A 19,504-nucleotide genomic window follows, 5' to 3' on the forward strand; every position below is an offset into this window, starting at 1 on the left:
CGATGGCCTGGGCGCTCAACCAGATCCTCGACTGGTTCGCCGGCCTGCTGCTGGACTGTCTGAACGGGCTCATCACCGCGATCACCCACGCGCTGCTGATCACCCCGGACGTCACCAGCCTGCCGCAGGTGCAGGCGCTGACCGGGCGGTCGATCTGGGTCGTCGACACAGTATTCGTCCTGGTGTTCGTCGCCGCCGGTGTCCTGACCATGGTCGCCGGCGGCGACGAACGCGCCCGTTACACCGCCAAGGATCTGCTGCCGCGGTGCGTCGTCGGGTTCGTCACCGCCCACTTCTCCCAACTGATCGCCGGCACGCTCATCGAGTACGCCAACGCGTTCACCGCCGCACTGACCGCGCAGGACTTCAACGGCGACGGGGCGTTGAACGCCGTCAGGACCCACCTGATGGCCGCGCGTGACCAGACCGCCGGTCTGCTGTTCGTCGTCTGCCTGGCGATCATCGTTTTCCTGCTCGCCGCCACCGCCTGCAGTGTGATCGTCCGCTTCGCGGTCGCGTTGGTGCTCACCGCGGTCGCGCCGATCGCGCTGGCGTGTCACGCCCTGCCGCAGACCGACGGGGTGGCCCGCATGTGGTGGCGGTCGTACGTCGCCATGCTGGCGACCCCGGTGGTGCAGGCATTCGTACTGTTCGCCGGACAGTGGATGCTGCTGGACACCAGCACCATGCTGCCGCTGCTCGGCCTGCCGGTCGAACCGGGTGGCGCGCTCAACCTGTTCGTCGTGATGGTCCTGCTGTGGACCACGCTCAAGGTGCCGGGGTTGATGCGCCGCTACGCCACCAGCGGCGCAGGCGGGCGTGGCGGCAACGTGCTCGGCGCGGTCGTGCGGGTCGTCGTGGTGCAGCAGCTCACCCGCGGGCTGCGCATCCCCGGCCTGAGGGCGGTGCGACGATGAGCCGCGACCGCCGTGACGAACAGGCCGTCACCGCCCGCATGCCCGCCGACGTGGACGCGCCGGACAAGGTGCTCTACGGGCTGACGTTCCGGCAGCTGGCGATCTTGGCGGTGGCCGCCGTCATCTTTTACGGCGCTTGGCGCGCCCTCCACGCGATCGTGCCCGCACCGGTGCTACTCGGCGCCGCTGTCGTCCTCGGCGGCCTCGTGTTCGGGATCGCCGTCGGCCGCCGCGACGGACTGCCCATGGACGTGTGGCTGACCTCCGCAGTCCGCCACTCGCGGGCGCCACGCGCTCTGTCCACCACCGACACCACCGCGAAAACACCAGACTGGGTGCAGGCCCCGGCGTCGAAGGTGATGCTGCCGGCGCCGCTGAAACTGCCCGCCGACGCCATCGACGACCACGGGGAGATCAGCCTCGGCGGTGTGAAGGCGGCGATGGTCGCGGCGACCAGCGTGAACCTCGCTTTGCGCACCGCCGACGAGCAGGCCGCCCTCATCGACACCTTCGGCCGGTGGCTCAACAGCCTGTCCACGCCGACGCAGATCGTGGTGTCGGCGCAGCCGGTCGACCTGCACTCCGCCGCCCGCACCCTCGCCCGGGCGGCGGACTCCATGCCGCACCCAGCTCTCGCCGACGCGGCAGGCGACCACGCCCGGTTCCTCGACGACCTCGCCGAACGGCGCGACCCGCTACGCCGGCAGGTCCTCATCGTCACCCGCACCAACTCCGGTGAGCGCGGTGAGCATGCCGCTCGACGTCGCGCCGACCAGACGGTCCGGTCGCTGTCCGGGCTGGGCGTCACCACCCGCGCCCTGGACGGCCACGCGACGACCACTGCCCTGGCCGCTGCGGCCGACCCATACCGGCCGCCCCGCCCCGGCGGCCTCGCCGCCCCCGACACCACCATCACCGGACCTCCGGTCAGGAGGTCGACACCTGGAAGGACCTCGTCATGACGATCCGCATGCGTCGCCCGACGGCCCGTACCCGCCCGGACGCTGCGGCGCTGCCCCCCGCCGGAGGCGTCGCGGCGACGGTGGCGCCGGCCTCGGTGGAGGTGACGCCGCGGTTCCTGCGGGTCGGGGACGGCTACGCCGCCACCCTGGTGGTGACCGGCTACCCGGCCGAGGTCGGTCCGGCGTGGCTGGAGCCGCTGCTGTCCTGGCCGGGCCGCCTCGATCTGGCCCTGCACATCGACCCGATCCCCGCGCCGGTCGCGGCGTCGCGGCTGCGGAACCAGCGGGCCCGGTTCGAGTCGTCCCGGCGGGCGGACGAGCAGAAGGGCAAGCTGGCCGACCCGTACGTGGAGGCCGCCGCCGACGACGCCGCCGACCTCGCCGAACGCCTCGCCCGGGGTGCGGCGAAGCTGTTCCGCGTCGGCCTGTACCTGACCGTGCACGCCCGCACCGAGACCGAACTCCTCGATGCGTGTGCGCAGGTGAAAGCCGCCGCCGCGTCCACCCTGATCGAGGTGCAGCCCGCGACGTGGCGGCACCTGCCCGGCTGGACCACCACCCTGCCGCTTGCCACCGACAGCCTGCAGATGCGCAGGACCATGGACACCCAGGCCCTGGCCGCCGCGTTTCCCCTCGCCAGCGCAGATTTGCCCGCGCCGCTGCCCGGCGACCCGGCCACCACCGGCGGGGTGCTGTACGGGGTCAACCCGGACTCCCAGGGCATCGTCTGGTGGGACCGGTGGGCGCAGGAGAACCACAACAGCGTGATCCTCGCCCGCTCCGGCGCCGGCAAGTCCTACTTCGTCAAACTCGACGTGCTCCGCAACCTGTACCAGGGGGTCCACGTCGCCGTCGTCGACCCCGAGGACGAATACCTCCGGTTGGCCGACGCGGTCGGCGGCACCATCGTGCGGCTCGGCGCACCCGGCGTAAAGATCAACCCCCTGGACCTGCCGGCCGGGGACACCCGCCCGGACGTGCTCACCCGCCGCGGGCTGTTCCTGCACACCCTCCTCGCGGTGCTGCTGGGGCATGTGCCGCCGCCCGCAGAGCGCGCCGCCCTGGACCGGGCGATCCTCGCCGTCTATCGGCAGGCGGGCATCACCGCCGACCCGGCCACCCACCACCGGCCCGCGCCGCTGCTGAAGGATCTGGCCGCGACACTGCGGGCCGACGACAACGCCGCCGCCCACGAGTTGGCCGCCCGGCTGGCACCGTGGGTGGCCGGCTCGTTCTCCGACCTGTTCGACTCACCGACCACGACCCGCCCGGACGGGCATCTGGTCGTCTGGAGCCTGCGGCACCTGCCGGACGAACTGCGCACCGTCGGCACGCTCCTCGCCCTGGATGAAATCTGGCGACAGGTCGACCTCCCGCGGCAGTACCGCTCCACCTCCTCGCCGCAGGCGCGGCGGCTGGTCGTGGTGGACGAGGCATGGCTGCTGATGCGCGACGGTGAAGGCGCCCGGTTCCTGTTCAAGATGAGCAAGGCCGGCCGGAAACGCAACGCAGGCCTGTCGGTCGTCACTCAGGACGTCGCCGACGTGCTCGGCACCGACCTCGGCCAGGCCGTCGTGTCCAACGCGGCCACGCAGGTGCTGCTGAAGCAGGCTCCGCAGGCCATCGACCAGGTGGCCGACGCGTTCGGGCTGACCGCCGGGGAACGCCGGATGCTGCTGTCCGCCCGAGTCGGGCACGGCCTGCTGATATCCGGCACGAACCGGACCGCGTTCGAGTCGATCTCCTCCCAGGCCGAACACCTTCTCGCGACCACGAAGCCGGCCGACCTAGCCGACCTAGCCGACCTCGACCCCGACGATGGGGAGGAGGACCTGTGACGCCACTGCATGCCCTGTCGCCGACGCCCAGTCCTTCCGGGCCGGACGCCGGGGTCATTGCCCCGCCGAGCGCGCCCACTCGGTGGGTTCTGTACGTCGCGGATTGGGCGGTGGACCGGCCGTGGCTGCTCGGCGTCGCCGCTGCCTTGCTGGTCGCCTATGTCGCCGGGCGGAACCTGGTCGACGGGTGGCGGCACCGCCGCCACGCCGACGGCGCCCGCCTCGTCACGGTCGCCCCACCGCCGGAGGTCGACCCGCACAGCGCCGCGGCGCTGTGGGCGAACCTGCACGGCACGCTCACCCCGTCGCGCCGACGCCGACTGCTGTACGGCAGCCCGCACGTGGTGTGGCAGTACACCTGGACCGGCCGCCAGCTCCTGATCTCGATCTGGGTACCCGGCACAGTGCCGCACGGGGCGGTCGAGGCCGCCGTGCGGGCCGCGTGGCCCGGCGCCGCCTGCACCACCGACGACCAGGCGCCACCGCCGATTCCGGCCGACGTGCCGGCCGCCGTCGGCGGGCACCTGCTGCCGACCGCAGCCGAGTGGCTGCCTTTCGAAACCGACCACGACAACGACCCGCTCCGAGCACTCATGTCGGCCGGGTCGCAGCTCAAACCGGACGAGTACGCCTGCGTGCAGGTCCTCGCCCGCCCCGCCACCCCCCGCCGCGCCGCACGGGCCCGCCGCGCCGCCGGCCGGCTACGCGACGGTAAGACGGCTGTCCCGGCCATCAACCCCGCCGCGCCGCTGCTGTGGGTCCTCGATGGGTTCCTGTCCGGCCGCACCACAACCACCCGCAGCGGCGGCGGCCAGCCGGCCGGCCGCCGGGACCCCGGCGTGGAGCGCGACGTGCGGGCGATCCTCGACAAGACCACCCACCCGCTGTGGACCATCGGCATCCGCTACGCCATCGCGAAGAACAACCACCGCAACGGCTCCCGGCCGGAGGCCAGGCTGCGCGGTGTCGCGGACGCGGTCGCCTCGTCGTTCGCCGTCTACGCCGGCCGTAACCGGCTCGCCCACCGGGCCCGGATGGCGCAACCGGTGGCCGTGCTGGCCACACGGCGGCTCGGAGCGGGGTTCCTGGCCTCCACCCCCGAACTGGCCGTCCTCGCCGCCCTGCCGCGGGATCTGGCCGTACCGGGCTTGGATCGGGCGCGGGCGAAGTCCATGCCCGCCCCAGTAGCGGTGCCGACCGGCGGCCGCGGGATGAAGGTCCTCGGCGACGCCGAAGTGGGTGGCCACGCGGTGGCCCTGTCCGTCGCCGATGCGAGGTATCACATGCATGTGGTCGGATCGACGGGCTCCGGGAAGACGACCCTGCTGGTCAACATGGCCGTCGAGGACATCAAAGCCGGCCGGGGCACCGTGGTCATCGACCCGCACGGCGACATGGTCCTCGACATCCTCGACCGGCTCCCCGCGCGCGTCGCCGGCCGAGTCGTGCTGTTCGACCCCGACCAGCCCAACCCGCCCACCCTCAACCCGCTGTCCGGCGACGACCCCGACCTGGTCGTCGACAACCTCGTCAGCATCTTCGGGAACATCTTCGCGAAGGCGTGGGGGCCGCGGATGGACGACGTCATGCGGGTGGCCTGCCTGACCCTGCTGCGGCACGCCAACGTCACCCTCCAACACATCCCACCCCTGCTCAACAGCGCCCAGTTCCGGTCGGCGATGACCGTCGGCCTGGACGACCCGGCCGGCCTGTCCGGGTTCTGGCAGTGGTACGACGACCTCAACCCCGCCCTGCGCTCCCAGGTCATCGGCCCTGTCCTCGCGAGGCTGCGGGCGTTCCTGCTGCGGGACTTCGTCAAGCGCACCATGCGCTACCCGCGCTCCAGCTTCGACATGGGCAAGGTCCTCGACGGCGGCGCCCTCCTCGTCAGAATCCCGAAGGGCCAGCTCGGCGAGGACACCAGCAAGCTCCTCGGCTCCCTCGTGCTGGCGCAGGTGTGGCAGGCGGCCACCGCCCGCGCCGCCGTGCCGGCCGACAGACGCCGGGACGCCACGCTGATCATCGACGAGTGTCAGAACTTCCTGACCCTGGCCAACAGCCTCGACTCGATGCTGGCGGAGGCGCGGAAGTACCGGCTGTCGATGGTCCTCGCCCACCAGGACCTGGCCCAGTTCCCGAAGGACCTTCTCGCGGCGGCGTCGGCGAACGCCCGTAACAAGCTGTACTTCTCCGTCGCACCGGAGGACGCCCGCGTCCTCGCGAGGCACACCTTGCCCGAACTCGACGAGCACGACCTGACCCACCTGGACGCCTACACCGCCGCCGGGCGCCTCGTCGTCGGTGGGCGGCAGACACCGGCGTTCACCCTCAAGACCCGACCGCCGAAGCCGGTCGTGGGCGAGGCGACGGCAATCCGGCAGGCCGCCGCGGAGGCGGTGCCGGCGCAGGACACCAGCGCGATCGACGACCTCGTCGACCGGTTCTCGACCCGCCCCGACGACAACCGCCGGTCCCGGGGCAAGAGCGGTCCGAAGGCGAACGCCTGAACGCCGCAGGGCGGTTGACGTGAGATCGACAGACCGGGTCGGCCGGGGGCGACCGGGTCTACTGCGTCCCGGTCAGCCCTTCCGTGAGGGCTTCACCAGCCCTTCACCACCGATCACCACACCGCACCGACAGATTCCGGCTCTCCGGGTCTGTCAGTGCCGCTCACCGGCGGTCACCAGCCTCTGGTGACCACCTCACCGAACCCAGACACCCTCCCCTCGGAGGGAACTCCTCTTCCGCTTGGAGCATCCACCGTGCCCACCAACAACTCCGTCTCCCGGTCGTCGTCCGGTTCCCGTTCGTCCTCTCGTCTCGCTCGTCTGGACCGGCTCCGTCGACTCACCACCCGCGATCATCAACTTCTGCGGCTGCTCGCCGAGCACTACGTGCTCTCCACCGACCAGATCACGGCGGCGCTGTTCCCGTCCCGTCGCTCTGCCCGGCTCCGCCTCGCCCAGCTGCACCAGATGGAGGCGGTCAGCCGGTTCGTGGACGTCACCACCGGCACCGGCCAGCACCTCTACACCCTCGGCCCACTCGGTGCTGTGGTCCACCCGACCCAGTTCAACGACCCGAACCAGGCCGGTGCCCGAGCGCCTCGGACCAGCATCGAACGGACTGAACGCATCATCGGCAGCCGCCGCTTGGCCCACCTGCTCGGCACCAACCAGCTGTTCATCGACCTGATCGGCTACGGCCGCACCGACGAGCACGCCCGGCTGGCGCGGTGGTGGTCCGAACAGCACACCACCGCCGCCTTCGCCGCCGCCTCGTACGCCGCCGGCAGCGGCACCGGGGTCCAGCCCGACGGGCACGGCATCTGGCACGCAGGCGGGCGCACCGTCGGGTTCTTCCTCGAACACGACAACGGCACCGAACCCCTCGGCACCGTGCTGCGCAAGCTGCGCGCGTACGAGCAGCTCGCCCGCTACGGGCCCCGCTACCCGGTGCTGCTGCGCGTCCCCGGCCGCCGACGCGAGCAGCACCTCCTCGACGCCCTCGCCGGAGTGCCCACCGCCATGCCCGTCGCCACCGGCATCCACAGCGAACACCCCGCCGGACCCGCCTGGACCCTCACCACCGACCCAGGCCCACGCCGCTGGCTGCACGAACTGCCCTCCGACCACGGCCCGGACAACCCGACCACCAACCCGCACCGCTTCACCGACACCGACCTCAGCGGCCCCGCCGACCCGGAGCCCTGACGCCCACCTTCACCACACGCGGAAGGAGGTCGTCCACCGTCGTGGGCGACTGTGAGACCGCCAGATCTCACAGCCTCCCCGTTCCTCACCCGCGGAATCGAGCGGTCGTCTGACAGTACAGGTCAACCGCACTGCTGACGATCATGACGGCGGCCGGCGCTGACAGATCCGGCCGCTACCTTCATCGGCACCACCTTCACCCATATATCGCTCCACCCGGTCCGGTCCCACCTCGGGAACCACCGCCGCACCCAACGGTGCGCTCCGCCCACCCGCCTCCGGGCCGGTCGGCGCCCGCGCCGCGCGGCGACGCCCAGGTCGCACCGCACCACCCGCACCACCAGCACCAACCCGCACCGCCAGCACCAGCTCGCTCCACCAGCAGCGACTCTGCTGCACCCATTCCCTGTTCGTCCCGTGAGTCGACCCATGTACCCGGTGGGCCGACCACTTCCGCGCGCCCAACAACGCGCCCAAACCGAAGGAGGAACCCCTCATGACCGCAACCAACGATGCCGCGACTCCGCTGAGCCGCTACGGCACCCGCGTGCCGACGGTGACGCCCCGCCCGGGCCGCAAGCCCGCCCCCGCGACCACCACCGCCAGCACCACGGCGCCCACCAGCCCGGTGGTCACGCCGACCGCGACCATCAACACCATGATCGTCTGCCTGCCCGACGGCCTGCCGTCGCAGGCCCTGACCGCCACCCAGCTCGACCGGCACTTCGGCGTGTCCGGCACCCTGCAGTCCCGTTTCTGGGCCATCCCGGACATGTGGCTGTGGCAGCGGCGCGACCTGGTCGCACCGCGTAAGGGTCGTCCGGTGTACTGCGCCGGCGGACCGGTCAAGCTGCTCGACCTGAACGCTATGCGTCACGCCGCCGGCGTCGGCGCCGGCATCCGCCACCAACTGTGGCAGCAGGTCGTGCACGGCACCCGGCCGGCCACCCCGTGGCCGACCCTGCTGGCCCGCCACCTGGCGGAACCCGCCAAATACCCGCGCGAGCGGGCCGAGGCGGACTTCAACAACCAGCCCCGCGTCAACGCGATGCGGATGCACAACGCGGCCAGCTACGGCGCCGCCCACCTCAGCCCTGGTGAGCTGGAGATGTTCCAGGCAGGCCCGATGGCCTACCAGCACTACAGCGCCACCACCGCCGTGTGCGGCGACGCCCTGCTCACCCCGGACGGGCACAAGTTCGCACCCGCGAGCGACGCCCTCACTCACCGGGTGACCTACCTCGAGCAGGCGAACCGGTACCTCGACACCATCGAGGCCGACCAGCGGCTGCTCGCCGTCGCCCTGTAAGGCATCACCGGATCCGGAACCGGTCGGGCACCGCCACCCATCCCTTCTTCCCCGGGGATCGGCGGCGGCCCGACCGGCTCCACCCCGTTGCACCCGCGCCGGCCACCAGCAGCAGACGCGAGCTCTACAGCCGTGTCCCTTGAGCGTCCCGGCCCCTGCGACGCACACACCCGCCGCGACGAGTGCGGCCACACCCCCCACACGACATTGACCACCACCTGAACCACGCCCGCCTGGGACTACATCCGACCCGCTCCAGCGGGCGATCCGCCGTACCCACGGGGGGGGCCAAGCGGCGTGGCGTGGACCCATTGCCGGCCCCGTACGGCACCGCCCGGCGCCCCGGGCTGGGGCTCCCCGCAAGCCCGGCCGGCGAACGGCCGACCTTTCCCTCTTCCCCTATCAGGAGGTTTCTTCGCCATGTCCCACCGACTGTGGTTCCGCGTCGACGACGTCCTTCCCCTCGCCGAACACGCCGCCGCCACCTATGCGCACCTGCGCACCCGGCAGCAGTACCGGGCCGGCGTCCCGGACCAGGCCGCGCTCATCTGGTCCCACGACACCGACGGTGACTGGTTGTCCTCCAACGGGATCCCCCGCTGGTACGACGCCGACGGCGCCGACCACCGGACCCTCGCCGAAACCTGGACCCACACCGCCACCGGCGCCACCGGCAACCCGGTCCCCACCGACGACGGACACGGATTCCTACCCCTACACACCGAACACCGTGACGGCCGGCGGGACCTGCTCGACCTGCTCCGCTACGCCCGCCACCACGGGCTGCACTGGTTCGGACTGCACCCCGACCCGGCGAGCGACGACACCAACGACCGCTACCGCATCTCCCGCCACCGCGGCGACATCGCCCCGCCGCTGTCCACCTGGACCCCGGCGACCGTGACCTGCGACGTGGTCGGCGGCGGCGCCTACCGCGCCATGGTCGCCCCGGGCTACACCACCCTCTCCCGCGCCGGGGTGCTTTGCCGCTTCCCTCTGTTCGCGGTGCAACGTATGGCCACCCACCTCGACGGCCTCTACCCCGGTGACATGCCGGGCGAGCACCCCCGGCTGCGGTTCGACGGCGACGAGGTCGCCGTCGAGTGGGAACACGACGACGGCCTGGACGGCCGCTGGATCGAGGACGACCGGGTCACCGCCGACGCCAACGGCTGCTACGCCATCGGCGCCTACCAGTGGCCGTGGACCCTCGTCGCGTCCGAGACGACCTTCCGCGCCGCCGACCCGAAGGACCGGTCGCGGTGATCGTCGACGAGGCGTTCCAGCCGGGCGGCCCCGGCTGCTACGAGCTGACCCGCGTGCACCACACCGACGGGTACGTCCTGCGGGTACGGGTCTACCGGGACAGCTACGCCAAGCAGAGCACCGCGGTCGCCGAGGTCCTCACCCCGCTGTTCACCTGGACCATCATCGCCAGCAGCCCCGGTCACATCTGGCACCGCACCACCCCGACCACCGCGCCGAACGCGACGCCGTTGATCCCGGTCGCCGACGAGGTGCTGCAGCGGGCGCGGCGAATTCTTCCCGTGCCGCCGCCGGCCGCCATACCCGGCCGGTAACCCCGCCAAGGGCCGCACCCTTTCGCGCTGCCCTGCCCGCCTGGTCGCCCTTCGCGCACCAGCCGGCGCAGCCCGGCCCCCGGGTCCTCGAAACGTCCATCCGACCGCCTCACCACGGCGGCTGACCTGCGCGTCCACGGCCCACCGCCGTTGACGCGCTTTCTCACTGGCACGACCTGGCCGATGCCCGGCCACCCGCGCACTCGCGCACACCCGGGCACGGCCGTGCCCGGGTTCCCACCCCTGTCAGAAGGGAACCCTCATGACATCCACCAGCAGGCCCCGCATCGCCGTCGTCGGTGGCAGCATCACCGGCCCCGTCGCCGCGCTGCTGTTGCTGCACGCCGGATTCGACGACGTCACCGTCTACGAGGCGGCGCCGGCGTCCGCGCCCCTGGGCGGCGGCCTCATCGGCCTGGAACACCCCGCCCTCGACGTCCTCGACCGCCTCGACATCAGCCAGCACGAGTTCGTCGCCCACGACTCCGAGGCCATCGTCCAGATGACCATCCGCGACCGCCACCCCGCCGAGACGATCAGGCGCACCTACCCGGGCCGCAACACCACCTGGACGCTGCTGCACCAGGCACTGACGCGCCGCCTACCCGCCGGTGTCCTGCACACCGGCATGAAGGTCACCGCCCTGGCCGAACAGACCGGCCAGCCGGAACTGCGGTTCCGCGACGGCCACACCGAGGCCGCCGACCTGGTCGTATTCGCCGACGGCCGATCCTCCACCGGACGCCGGCTCCTCGACCCCGACCGGACCCTGCGGTACGCCGGCTACGTCGCCCACCGCGGCATCGCCGACATCACCCCCCAGCCCGGCCTGCGGGACTTCCTGCGGCTGCAGCCCTGCCCCGGCGTCCAGTTCAACCTCGCCCCGGTACCCGGCGGCTGCGACTGGACCTTCTACCTCAACTGCACCAGCACCGAGTACGCACAGCGGTTCGGCGCCGATCCCACCCGCCGGGTCTTCGCCCTACCCGGGCACGTCAGCCCCGCCGCCCGCACCCACGTCGACACCCACGCCGACCTGCTCCTCCCGGCAGACCACGCCGCCGTCGTGCACGCCACCACCACCCGCATGGCGGTGCCAGTCCTCGACATCACCGCACCGGAGCGCATGGTCTGGCCCGTCGGCGGCGGCCACGCCGTCCTGCTTGGCGACGCCCTCGCCCCCGTCCGCCCGCACACCGCACGCGGCGCTAACAACGGCATCGAACAGGCTGCCGGCCTCGCCGCCGCCCTCACCCAGCACCGCAAGTACGCCGCAGACCTCGCCGCCGCCCTGCACGGCTGGCAACGCCGACACCTGCCCGCCGCCGTCGCCGCCGTGCACCGCGGGCCCGCCATCGGCCGCCAGCTCGGCCTCGGCACCCACTAACCCGCCCAGTAACCCACCTCGAGCGAAAGGAGGTGGCCCCCTCGTGGCCACCAAGACCACCGCGATCCTCGTCGACGACCTCGACGGCTCCACCGACGACGTCGCCACCTACCAGTTCGCCTTCAACGGCGTCACCTACGAGATCGACCTGTCCGCCGGCAACTTCGACCGGATGGCCGCGGCGTTCGGCCCGTTCATCACCGCCGGACGGCGCCTGCCGAAACAGCCCCGGGCACCACGGCGGCAGCACGGCACCACGACCGGCCGCACCCAGAGCCAGGAGATCCGCACCTGGTGGTGGACCACGAGCTGGCAGGAGCTGAACCTGCCCCGACCACGAACCGGGGGCGTCATCCCCGCCGCGGTGCGCGACGCCTACCACGCCGCGCACTGACCCCGATCCCCGATGCCGCCCGGCGAGCTATCGCCGGGCGGCACACCTGTGCGTCGCCGGAGTCCCGCACTCCGGGCAGACGACTTGATCAATGCCCGATCCGAAGCGTGCATCAGTGCACGCGCCTCACTCACCGACCCCTGCCGACGGCAGGAGAAAGGGGGCCACGCGCCCATGACCAGCACCCCAGCCAACACGACCACCGACACGGCCGTAACAGCGCCACTGGCACCCAGCGTCGCGAAGGTCCTCGCCGCGCTGCACCGCCTCGGCGAGGCCACCGCCGCCGCCATCGCCACCGAAGCCGGCCTCGGCTACTCCACCACCACCCCGAAACTGCGCACCCTGGAAACCGCGGGACTGGCCGAGCCCACCCGAAGCAACACCGGACGCAGCCTGTGGCGGCTGACCGACACCGGCCGCTCTCACGCCGAACAGTGCGGCGGTAACGGCCAGCCCGCACCGGAGCCCGCCGCCCGCGACACCGACACACCCGACAACGCCGCAGAACACGGGCCGCACGGCGACGACCCGCAGGAAACCGGAGAGACCGCCGGGCAGGACCACGGCCAGCGGCCAGCGGCCGAGGTTCCCGCCGACGGGCAACTGGACGCCGCCCAGGAGCAGGCATCGCCGGCTGCTGGTGACGTCGAGGCGGCACCCGACGGGGCCGCTGAAGCCGAGGACACCGAAACCGACCACGGCGACGATGACGCCCGCTCGACTGCCGAACCTGAGGTGCCGGTCATGGCCGACGACACCGACCCGGCCACCGGAACGCCGAGCGCAGCGATCGATGCGGACGCCGGACCGGCCGCGCCGGACATTCCCCCTGCCGGCGGGGCCACCGACAGCACCACGGGCGACCCCGCTACGGAAGCACCCGCCGCACCGCCAGCCACGGAGGCGCCGGGCGAGGAGGCACAGCCCTCTACCCGGCGGGCGTCGGGCACCCTGCGCGGCGCCATCCTCGACATCCTCGAGGCCAACCCCGGCCAGCAGTACAAGGTCAGCGAACTGTGCAAGCTCGTCGACCGGGCTAACGAGGGATCCGGCGCGAAGAAGGCCAGCGCGGGCGCGGTCCACAACGCCGCCGTGAAACTCGTCGGGACCGGGCGGGCGGTCCTGGCCGCCGAGAAGCCCGCCACCTTCGCCCTCGCCGACACCACCGCCTGAACGACCCCACCCTGCCGGTAGCCCGGAGGCGGGCGTCGGACTTCCCGGAACCACGCCCGCCCCCGGTGCTCCTTACCACAGAAGGAGCTCTCGAAGTGTCTCCCATCCTGACCTCGTTCGTCACCGCCGCCGGTGGAGTCCTCGCCGGTCTCGCCCTAGCTGGAGCGCTGCTGTGGCGCCAACAGCAGGCACTGAGCCGCGCCCGCCACGCCGCTGACCACGACGACACCACCGGCCTGCCCAACCGGCGAGCACTGCTCGCGGCCCTCACCAGCGCCACCCGCGCAGATGCCCCGTTCGGGCTCGTCCTGCTCGACCTTGACGGCTTCAAAGCCGTCAACGACACCCTCGGCCACGAAGCCGGCAACGACGTCCTCACCGAGGTCGGCCGACGGCTGACCGCCCTCCGCGGGCCGGTACGGCTCGCCGCGCGGCTGTCCGGCGACGAGTTCGCCCTGCTGGTGGGCGGCGGCCCCGACGACGTCGTCGCCGCCGCCCGCGCCGCCTGGCGGGCGGTCGGCCGCCGCCCCGTCGATCTCGGCGAGCACGCGCTGGCCGTGCGCGCCAGCGTCGGGTACACCAGCGCCGCCCTCGGCGTCGGCCCGCGCACCCTGCTGCATCAGGCCGACACCGCCATGTACCAGGCCAAACAAACCGGAGCCGGGGTCCACGGCGCCACCGCCACCGCCGGCCACACCGGACCGCCGCCGGGTACCCGCCTGCGGGACCTGCGCCGCCGCTGACCGCTCACGGACACACCAAGAGGACCTCGCGCCCGCCGACGTGCGTGAGGGCCTCACCGTGCCCGCTTCCATCCGCCCAGCCCTGCTTTCCCCGTCCTCGGCGACGGTCGCCGAGACCCAGATAAGGAGTGCATCCGCCATGAGAAGCCCTCACACGTACTTCATTGGCGACCGGGTGACCATCGACCCGGCGCAGGCCCGCGCCAGCACTCGGGGCGTCACCTACCGCGTCACCCGGCTGCTGCCGGTCAACGTCGTCGTCGAACCCGTCGACGGCGGCCGACCGGTGAAGGTCAACCCCACCTACCTGCGGCCCGCCTCCCCGGCGGACACCACCACCGGCCGTGAGCTGACCATGATCCACGAGGCGCCGCTGCATCCGGGAACCCTCGTCACCGTCGCCGGCGCGGGCTGGAAGCAGCCTCCCGGCGAGCTGTACGTGGTGCTGCGCGACACCGGGACCGGCCGCGTCTCCCTCGTCCCGCTCGGCGGCAACAACGGCCGCTACTGGCGCGGCGTCTCCCGCCATCTGCTCACCACCGTCGACCCCACCCGCGTACGCCTCGACCCCGAACAGACCACATGAACCACGACTTCACGCTGCCGTGCCGGGCGGGCAAGGTTCTGCCCGCCCGACACGACTTGACCTTCGTCGAGAGATGAGCGTCGATCAGCGCTGGTCGTCGGCCATCGTGCGGACATCAGCACTCCCAAGGGCTCCGACGCGAGTCGGGCGGCGACCGCGCATGCCCGCGATCCGCCGACCGAAGGGCCACCCGCCATGGCACACCCCGCACAGCCCAAGGGCCGCAACCGGCGTCCCAGCGACCGCACCGCCGTACCGGACGACGTCACCGACAGGCTCCTGTGGGCCCTCGCGGTCGACGTCGCCGCCGCCCACCAACCCGGACCCGACGGCGCCTGCACGAACCTGCAGTGCCGCGGGCAGCAGGGCCCCTGCTGGGCGCTGCGCACCGCCCGCCGCGCCGAACAACACGCCCGCCGCGCCCCTGCCACCCTCGCCCCGGCGCTCCCGCCGCCGTCGCCGTCGCCGCGCCCGGTCGGGGTCGTACGGGGACGCGCCGCCGTGCCCGCCCCGCCGCGCCGCTTCACCGGCTGGTTCACCCCGGCCCACCCGCCGGCACCCCTGACGCGGCCCGCGCCCGTACCGGACGCGGTGCCGCCGGAATCCCCCGTCTACCGGCGTCCACCCGTGGCGGCGCTGGCCGCCTGAGCACACACCCTGGAGGCAACCAGTGAACTTCCTACCGAACGACACCCTCGCCGGCTACGCCCGCACCGCCGTCGATCTGCGCACCCGCATGGTCGACTACCACCGCAGCCCGCTGGCGGAGCAGTACCTGCAGGCGTTCTTCGGCAGCCGCCTCGCCGACCACCCCAGTCCCAGCCCAGCGGGCATGGCGAAGGTCCTCACCGCGGTGCGCGCCATCACCGCCAACCCGTGGCGATTCGGCGAGCCGTACGTCATCGCCCCCGCGATGACCGCGATCATCGCCGCCGCCGCGGCGGCCCTCGATCTGACCGGCGAGGTGCTCCCCGCCGACATCGCTCCCGACGACGGCGGGGTGCTGTTCCTCCCCGAACCGATCTACCATCGCAGCCTCAGCGGCGAGGTGTCCTCCATCGGGGCGATCACCTGGGCCCGCACCACCAACACCGGCAGCGGCAGGTCGTTCTGGGCCATCGCCGGCTGGGCCGACCACCGCGACCCGCACGACCCGGCGGCCGTGCGCCGCCGGCAGCAGCTCGCTGACCGGTCCGACCTTGCCCGCCAGTTCGGCCCCTACGTGCTGACTGACTTCACCGAGATCCCCATCGGCCAGCCCGTCGACCCCCGCCCCGACCTGCCGGTCCTCGACGGGGACGACCGCGACTGGGAACCGGCACCCGACGGCCGGTTCTGCATCGACGAGGCCACCACCCCGATGCGCGCCTGCGCCGCCGTCGCCTACGCCTTCTGGCGCATCCAGGCCCAACCCCTCGCGACCGTCGCCGCCGCCCCCCTGGACCGCGCGGCGCGCCGCCGCGCCGTACGGGCCAACATCCGCCACGACACCCGCGTGGTCATGCTGCGCCGCACCAGCCCTCTCGCCGAACCCACCGCCGGCGAGCCCAAGTGGCACTACCGGGTGCGGTTCGTTGTCCGCGGCCACTGGCGACGCCTGATCGACCGCGAAGGCCACCCCTACCGCATCTGGATCAACGCCCACATCAAAGGCCCCGACGGGGCACCCCTGCTGCACGGCGAGAAGGTGGCCGTCCTCGCCCGCTGACCTCGCACCCACCCCGAAGGCCGCGCGACGCCTCCCACTGGCTCGCGCGGCCTTCGCCGTCCCCGCCCACCACCCGGCCGCCGCCTTGAAGGAGTGACCAGTCATGACCACCCGCGTGCTGTCCGGGATCGCCATCGCGGTCGTCGGCGTCCTGCTGCTGTGCTCCGGACTGGCCGCCACCCTGATCTTCGGCGGCGGCGGCGGCGCCGGCGTCTGCGGTACGGCAACCAGCGTCACACCCACCACCTCGTCGGCGACGCGCAGCCCTGCCCCGGGCGGGATCGGTCCGATCGGTGACTGGAACGCCGAGCAGGTCGGCAACGCCGCCACCATCACCGCCGTCGGCATGCGCCTCGGCGTCCCGCCCCGCGGCTGGGTTATCGCCGTGGCCACCGCGATGCAGGAATCCTCACTGATCAACACCCCGGGTGGGGACCGGGACTCGGTCGGCCTGTTCCAACAGCGCCCCTCCCAGGGCTGGGGCACCCCCGAGCAGCTACAGGACCCGCAGTACGCGGCGACGAAGTTCTATCAGAAGCTGTTGGCCGTCGACGGCTGGCAGGCGATGCCGCTGACCGTCGCCGCCCAACGGGTGCAGCGGTCGGCCTTCCCGGACGCCTACGCCAAGTGGGAACCCGACGCCTCCCGCATCGTCGCCGCCCTGACCGGCGTCACCACCGGCATGGCCGCCTGCGGCGTGACGGTCAGCGCGCAGGGCTGGACCCAGCCGGTGCACGCAGACGTCGGCTCCGGTTTCCGCACCCCGGACCGGCCCAGCCATGACGGCGTCGACCTGATCGTGGGCAAGGGCACCCCGATCCACGCCGCGTCCGCCGGCACCGTCACCGTCGTGCGCTGCAACGCCATCGATGTAAGCACCCGCCGGGACTGGGGCTGCGACCGCGACGGCGACCCCGCCCTCACCCGCGGCTGCGGCTGGTACGTCGACATCACCCACCCCGGCGGCGTAGTCACCCGCTACTGCCACATGCTCAGCCACCCCGCCGTCACCGAAGGCCAACAGGTCGCCGCCGGCGACGTCATCGGCAGTTCCGGCAGCTCCGGCCACTCATACGGACCACACCTGCACTTCGAGGTGCACCTCGGTGATCACGGCTCCGGCACGGCCGTCGACCCGGTCGCCTTCATGGCCTCCGTCGGCGCGCCCCTCAACCAGTATTCGCCGTCGCGAACGCCGGCGGCGGTTGCGTGATCCACCCCCAGCTCGGAGGTCGTCCCGCTCCGGGGCGACCGCCGCAACCCCCATCCACACAACCCTGAGAAGGAGAAGCCCGTGAGTACACCCACGCTCATCGGTGTCGCCGCGCTCGGCGGCAGGTATACCGCCCGCTGGATCCAGTTCGGCGAGGATCCGCAGGTTCTGGTGCCGCTGCTGCGCCGGATCTGGACCGACACGTTCGGCCGCGACACCGACGCCATGGCCACGGCGCTGTTGGCCCGCAACTGGTGGTCCCTCGCCGTCAACCCCAAGCCCCGCCGCTGGGACCAGCAGCCGCCCGTACCGGGCCTGGGCTACCCCGCCGACAACGACACCATCCGGCAAGGCGCGATGCGCGAGGACGTCGACGGGGCCCTCGAATGGCTGTACCTGCTGCACCTCGACCAGCGGCGACTGGTGGCCTACGAGGCGACGGTCCACGGCCGCTGGCTGCGGCACAGCGCCCACCACCTCGACCCCATCGAGGAACTGTTCATCACCGAACCCGCCGACGACGACGGCGGCGGCGGCCCGGAGATGACTGTGTGCACCGTCTGCGGCGCGGTCGACGAGATCGACCACATCGAGGTGCCGTCCATGGCCGGCTACGGCTACGACACCGCCACCAGCTGCACCCGCTGCGGCTCCTCGGTCGCCACCGACCCGATGTTCGGCGACCACGTCACCCGCAAGCCCTGGCCGCCGCACAACCCCACGACGGGTGACGCGACAGGCAGCGCCCGATGAACACACCCGACCCCACGCCGTCGCCGCCCACCAGCGGCAGCGATGGCCCGTCCACTCACCGATCGGAGACCACCATGAGCTACCAGCCTGGCCAGCGCGTCGCGCTGGTCCACACCAGCGACCCACATACCCGGCTGCGTGCCGGCGACACCGGCACCGTCCGCCGCCACGACCAGCGGCAGAACATCGTCGAGGTCGCCTGGGACAGCGGCTCGACGCTGTCGATGTGCCTCGACGACGGCGACCGCATCGCACCAGCCACCACCCCGCCGCCCACCGGCGATCCGGTCGGCGAGGCCACCGAATGGGCCGCCACGCTGCGGCGGATGCGGGCCGCCGGCACCGAGGCCGGCCAAACCGCAGCCGAGTGGTGGGCGCAGGACACCATCGGCGCCCGGGTCAGCGGCGACACCCGCCTGGCCGCGCGCCGGATCCTGGCCGGCATCAACGACGCCGATCCCGCCGTCCTCGACACGTTGCCCCACTTCCCCCCGGCTGGAGAGTCGGTCGATACCGCCGGGTGGGAGCTGTTCGCCGACGCCACCGGCGATGTCTCCGGCTGGTTCGGGCTGCGCCTCCAGCAGCGCGACGAGGCGATGACCGTCTACCGCGACGCCTTCGACACCGCCGCCGAAGAGCGTGTCGCCGCACTGTGTCACCTCGCGGCCAGCCCCACCGGCCGCGACGTGTCCCACCTGCACCCCGACCGGGTACACCTCGGCGACGTCGGCGTGTTCTCCGGCGAGTGGGCGATGACCGTCGGCCCGGACGGCGATGACCGCTTCGAGATCGGCTTCGTCGGCACCCTGATCGACCACTGGAACGGGTGGGCGGTGTTCTCCTGCACCCGCCCGGTGGCGGAGGCGATCGTCGCCGACCAGCACCGGCTCCGCGACCAGCACCGCCACAGCCTGCGCGAGCAGGGCGTACCGGAGGACGACCTGGATCGCCGGGTCGACGCGGATCTGGCCGACCTGTCCTTCGACGGAGACGTCCTCGTGGTCGACCAGCGCGCCCTATCAGACGATCCGGAAGCCATCGAACGCGTCGCCCCGGACAGTGACGGCCGGTACGTGGTGATGGGCCGCAGCTGGTGCTGGGAGGCCGTCGACCCGTACGCCTGCGACCGGATCGTCGGTGACCTGCCCGACCCGAACCAGGAATAGGCCGGGCCCCCGACCAAGGTCGCGCCACGTCACCCGAAGCCGAGCCGTCTCCGGCAGCG

The 19,504-nt window shown here is 72.5% G+C and carries 18 protein-coding genes; all 18 read left to right on the forward strand.

Annotated elements, in window-relative coordinates; genetic code table 11:
* Positions 1–2 precede the first annotated feature (2 nt).
* The 18 genes from ACN267_RS21255 to ACN267_RS21340 all read left to right on the forward strand — a co-directional run bounded on the left by ACN267_RS21255 (position 3) and on the right by ACN267_RS21340 (position 19,445).
* Entirely contained in the window at positions 3–917 is a 915-nt protein-coding gene (locus ACN267_RS21255) for a conjugal transfer protein TrbL family protein (RefSeq protein WP_421489469.1), read from the forward strand.
* Positions 914–1,879 (forward strand): PrgI family protein, encoded by a 966-nt coding sequence (locus tag ACN267_RS21260; RefSeq protein WP_421489470.1) that lies wholly within the window; start codon positions 914–916, stop codon positions 1,877–1,879. The genes ACN267_RS21255 and ACN267_RS21260 overlap by 4 nt, the downstream gene beginning before the upstream one ends.
* Before the next feature lie 8 nt (positions 1,880–1,887).
* The gene (locus ACN267_RS21265; RefSeq protein WP_421490468.1) at positions 1,888–3,717 is read left to right on the forward strand and encodes a VirB4 family type IV secretion system protein; all 1,830 of its coding nucleotides are present in this window, start codon (positions 1,888–1,890) and stop codon (positions 3,715–3,717) included.
* Positions 3,714–6,224, forward strand: coding sequence for a type IV secretory system conjugative DNA transfer family protein (locus tag ACN267_RS21270; RefSeq protein ID WP_421489471.1), 2,511 nt, complete (start codon positions 3,714–3,716; stop codon positions 6,222–6,224). Before ACN267_RS21265 ends, ACN267_RS21270 begins: the two co-directional genes overlap by 4 nt.
* 321 nt (positions 6,225–6,545) lie before the next feature.
* Entirely contained in the window at positions 6,546–7,430 is an 885-nt protein-coding gene (locus ACN267_RS21275; RefSeq protein ID WP_421490469.1) for a replication-relaxation family protein, read from the forward strand.
* 496 nt (positions 7,431–7,926) lie between these two features.
* A complete protein-coding gene (locus tag ACN267_RS21280; protein ID WP_421489472.1) occupies positions 7,927–8,739 on the forward strand; it encodes a hypothetical protein in 813 nt (270 codons plus the stop codon).
* Positions 8,740–9,159: 420 nt separating this feature from the next.
* Positions 9,160–10,005, forward strand: a complete 846-nt coding sequence (locus tag ACN267_RS21285; protein ID WP_421489473.1) for a hypothetical protein — start codon at positions 9,160–9,162, stop codon at positions 10,003–10,005.
* On the forward strand, positions 10,002–10,319 hold the full coding sequence (locus ACN267_RS21290) for a hypothetical protein (RefSeq protein WP_421489474.1): 318 nt from the start codon (positions 10,002–10,004) through the stop codon (positions 10,317–10,319). The genes ACN267_RS21285 and ACN267_RS21290 overlap by 4 nt, the downstream gene beginning before the upstream one ends.
* A 262-nt stretch (positions 10,320–10,581) precedes the next feature.
* Positions 10,582–11,706 (forward strand): FAD-dependent monooxygenase, encoded by a 1,125-nt coding sequence (locus ACN267_RS21295; RefSeq protein WP_421489475.1) that lies wholly within the window; start codon positions 10,582–10,584, stop codon positions 11,704–11,706.
* A gap of 43 nt (positions 11,707–11,749) precedes the next feature.
* Positions 11,750–12,100, forward strand: a complete 351-nt coding sequence (locus ACN267_RS21300; RefSeq protein ID WP_421489476.1) for a histone-like nucleoid-structuring protein Lsr2 — start codon at positions 11,750–11,752, stop codon at positions 12,098–12,100.
* A gap of 84 nt (positions 12,101–12,184) precedes the next feature.
* Positions 12,185–13,276: a MarR family transcriptional regulator gene (locus ACN267_RS21305; RefSeq protein WP_421489477.1), complete on the forward strand. Its 1,092-nt coding sequence runs from the start codon at positions 12,185–12,187 to the stop codon at positions 13,274–13,276.
* Positions 13,277–13,371: 95 nt separating this feature from the next.
* On the forward strand, positions 13,372–14,019 hold the full coding sequence (locus tag ACN267_RS21310; protein ID WP_421489478.1) for a diguanylate cyclase domain-containing protein: 648 nt from the start codon (positions 13,372–13,374) through the stop codon (positions 14,017–14,019).
* Between the two features lie 139 nt (positions 14,020–14,158).
* A complete protein-coding gene (locus ACN267_RS21315; protein ID WP_421489479.1) occupies positions 14,159–14,605 on the forward strand; it encodes a hypothetical protein in 447 nt (148 codons plus the stop codon).
* 195 nt (positions 14,606–14,800) lie between these two features.
* Complete coding sequence (locus tag ACN267_RS21320) at positions 14,801–15,253, forward strand: hypothetical protein (protein ID WP_421489480.1); 453 nt, start codon at positions 14,801–14,803, stop codon at positions 15,251–15,253.
* A 22-nt stretch (positions 15,254–15,275) separates the two neighbouring features.
* A complete protein-coding gene (locus tag ACN267_RS21325; RefSeq protein WP_421489481.1) occupies positions 15,276–16,313 on the forward strand; it encodes a hypothetical protein in 1,038 nt (345 codons plus the stop codon).
* A gap of 103 nt (positions 16,314–16,416) precedes the next feature.
* Positions 16,417–17,526: a peptidoglycan DD-metalloendopeptidase family protein gene (locus ACN267_RS21330; protein ID WP_421489482.1), complete on the forward strand. Its 1,110-nt coding sequence runs from the start codon at positions 16,417–16,419 to the stop codon at positions 17,524–17,526.
* Positions 17,527–17,607: 81 nt separating this feature from the next.
* Positions 17,608–18,279 (forward strand): hypothetical protein, encoded by a 672-nt coding sequence (locus tag ACN267_RS21335; RefSeq protein WP_421489483.1) that lies wholly within the window; start codon positions 17,608–17,610, stop codon positions 18,277–18,279.
* A gap of 74 nt (positions 18,280–18,353) precedes the next feature.
* Entirely contained in the window at positions 18,354–19,445 is a 1,092-nt protein-coding gene (locus ACN267_RS21340; protein WP_421489484.1) for a DUF4314 domain-containing protein, read from the forward strand.
* Positions 19,446–19,504: the final 59 nt, after the last annotated feature.

This window comes from Micromonospora sp. WMMD734 (assembly GCF_049178975.1).
In the GTDB taxonomy this organism is placed as follows: Bacteria; Actinomycetota; Actinomycetes; order Mycobacteriales; family Micromonosporaceae; genus Micromonospora; species Micromonospora wenchangensis.